Below are 2,632 nucleotides of genomic sequence, written 5' to 3'. Positions count from 1 at the left end.
GTTTCGCCTTGTCCATCGCTCGGTGCAGCGTCCCGGGCCGCGGGTCCGGCTGCGCCTTCGCGCCCCGGGGGGGGGGGGGGGGGGGGGGGCGCCGCCCGCCCCCCCCCCCCCCCCCCCCCCCCCCCCCCCCCCCCCCCGCTCCTACACAAAATCGCTACACGTACCGCCAGTCGGGCCCGCGCACCCACTGCGCCTCGGGCTTCATCTCGGCCTCGGTGTGAAACAGGTGCCTGTGCCGCGACGGCTGCGAGCGCAGGTACTGCTTGGGCGCCCTCACCTGCCCGCCCAGATGCGCGGCCGCATGCCATGGCCAGCGCGGGTCGTACAGGATGGTGCGTGCCAGGGCCACCATGTCGGCATCGCCGTTGGCGATGATCGCCTCGGCGTGTTCGGGTTCCGTGATCAGGCCGACAGCCACGACCGGCATCGCCACGGCGTCCTTTACCCCGCGGGCGAACGGTACCTGGTAGCCGGGGCCTACGGGGATCTTCTGCGCCGGATGCAGGCCGCCTGTCGATACATGGATCGCATCGCAGCCGCGTGATTCCAGCGCCTTCGCGTAGGCGATGGTTTGCGCCAGATCCCAGCCGCCATCGACCCAATCGGTCGCGGAAACACGCATGGTCAGCAGCTTGCCGGCAGGCAGCGCGTTGCGAACGGCGTCGAAGACCTCGAGCGGGAAGCGCATGCGATTTTCGAGCGAGCCGCCGTAGTCATCGGTGCGCTGGTTCGAAAGCGGCGACAGGAACTGGTGCAGCAGATAGCCGTGGGCGCTATGCAGCTGGATGCCATCGACGCCTGCACGAATGGCGCGGGTTGCCGCCTCGACGAACGCCGCCTTGATTCGCTGCATGCCCTCGTGGTCCAGGGCCACGGGTGCCACCTGGCCCTCCTGGAAGGGGATGGCCGAGGGCGCGACGGTCTGCCAGCCGCGCTCGGTGCCGGGCGCAATCTGGGCGCCGCCGGCCCACGGCGTCTGCGTGGAGGCCTTGCGGCCCGCATGGCTGAGCTGCACCACCACCGGAATATCCGACCAGCGGCGGACACTCTCCAGGGTGCGGCGCATGGCCTCTTCGGTGGCGTCGTCGTACAGGCCGACATCCGCCCAGGTAATCCGCCCTTCCGGCAGCACAGCGGAGGCCTCGATCGTGAGCAAGGCGGCGCCCGAGAGGGCGAGCTGGCCCAGGTGGATCAGGTGCCAGTCGTTCATCTGGCCATCCACCGCCGAGTACTGGCACATGGGCGCGATGATGATGCGGTTCGCCAACTCGTGGCCGCGGACCTGGAACGGTGAGAAAAGGACGGGGTTAGCCATCGGGAATCCCTGGTGGAAGTAGATGCCAGCAGGGTTGGGGGCAACGGGGGTGTGGGTCAAGACCCGCTAAACCTTTGTATGCGCAACCTCACCTTCGGAATGCAACCCGCTACCATCAGCAAGTCACCTACCCCTCACGTCCCCACGCAAGGAATCTCCATGACCTACGTTGCTGATCCCGCCCGTTATGACGGCCGCATGCCTTACCGCCGCGTTGGCCGCAGTGGCATGGTGCTGCCGGCGGTGTCCCTGGGCCTTTGGCAGAACTTCGGTGGTGTGGACCGGTTCGAGACCGGGCGCGCCATCCTGCGTCGCGCATTCGATCGCGGCGTGACCCATTTCGACCTCGCGAATAACTACGGCCCACCGTATGGCTCGGCCGAAGAGAATTTCGGCCGCTGGTTTGCGGCGGACTTCGTACCGCACCGCGATGAGCTGGTCATTTCATCGAAGGCTGGCTGGGACATGTGGCCGGGCCCGTACGGCGGCCCGACCGGCACGCGCAAGCACCTGATTGCCAGCTGCGAGCAGAGCCTGCGCCGCATGGGCCTGGATTACGTCGATATCTTCTATTCGCACCGTGTCGACCCCGACACGCCGCTGGATGAAACGATGAACGCCCTCGTGCACCTGCACCGCCAGGGCAAGGCGCTGTACGTGGGCATCTCCTCGTATTCGCCGGAACTCACGCGCGAAGCCGCGGCCATCCTCGCGGCCGAGAACGTGCCGCTGTTCATTCACCAGCCGAATTACTCGATGCTCAACCGCACGATCGAGCATGGCCTGCTGGATACGCTGGGGGAACTGGGCACCGGTTGCATTGCGTTCTCGCCGCTGGCCCAGGGCATGCTTACCAGCAAATACCTCAACGGCATTCCGGCCGACGCCCGCGTGACCCGCGAGGATTCGATGAGCCGCGACATGCTGAGCGAAGAGAACCTTAAGCACATTCGCGCACTGAACGGCATGGCTGAAAAGCGTGGCCAGACCCTCGCGCAGATGGCGATCGCCTGGACCCTGCGCGATCCGCGCGTCACCTCGTCGCTGATTGGCGCGCGCACGGTGGAGCAGCTGGATGATTCGCTCGATGCAGTGAAGCACCTGGACTTCAGCGCCGCCGAGCTAGCCGAGATCGACCAGCACGCGCGGGACGGCGGTGTGGATCTGTGGGAAGTTTCGTCCAGCATCGGTAAGCGCTGATAAGCGACTATAGGAGCGCGCTTGCGCGCGATGGGTGCTTGCTGTTTACCCGAATCGCGCGCAAGCGCGCGCCAACAAAAACCGAATTGAGCCAACACAACCGAACAGCGGGGGGAG

Annotated in this window: 1 protein-coding gene and 1 pseudogene; one reads left to right on the top strand and one right to left on the bottom strand. The window is 66.6% G+C overall.

Going from position 1 to position 2,632, the window contains the following annotated elements; all coding sequences use genetic code 11:
* Positions 1-214 precede the first annotated feature (214 nt).
* Positions 215-1,315, bottom strand: a pseudogene (locus ABIE56_RS22575) (NADH:flavin oxidoreductase/NADH oxidase); the annotation flags it as partial.
* Between the two features lie 159 nt (positions 1,316-1,474).
* On the opposite strand from ABIE56_RS22575, the gene mgrA reads away from it, so the two are divergent.
* A complete protein-coding gene (gene mgrA / locus ABIE56_RS22570) occupies positions 1,475-2,515 on the top strand; it encodes an L-glyceraldehyde 3-phosphate reductase (RefSeq protein ID WP_429246055.1) in 1,041 nt (346 codons plus the stop codon).
* The last annotated feature ends 117 nt before the right edge of the window (positions 2,516-2,632 follow it).

Source organism: Luteibacter sp. 621 (assembly GCF_050435445.1).
In the GTDB taxonomy this organism is placed as follows: domain Bacteria; phylum Pseudomonadota; class Gammaproteobacteria; order Xanthomonadales; family Rhodanobacteraceae; genus Luteibacter.
This window is presented reverse-complemented; position numbering and strand designations above follow the sequence as displayed.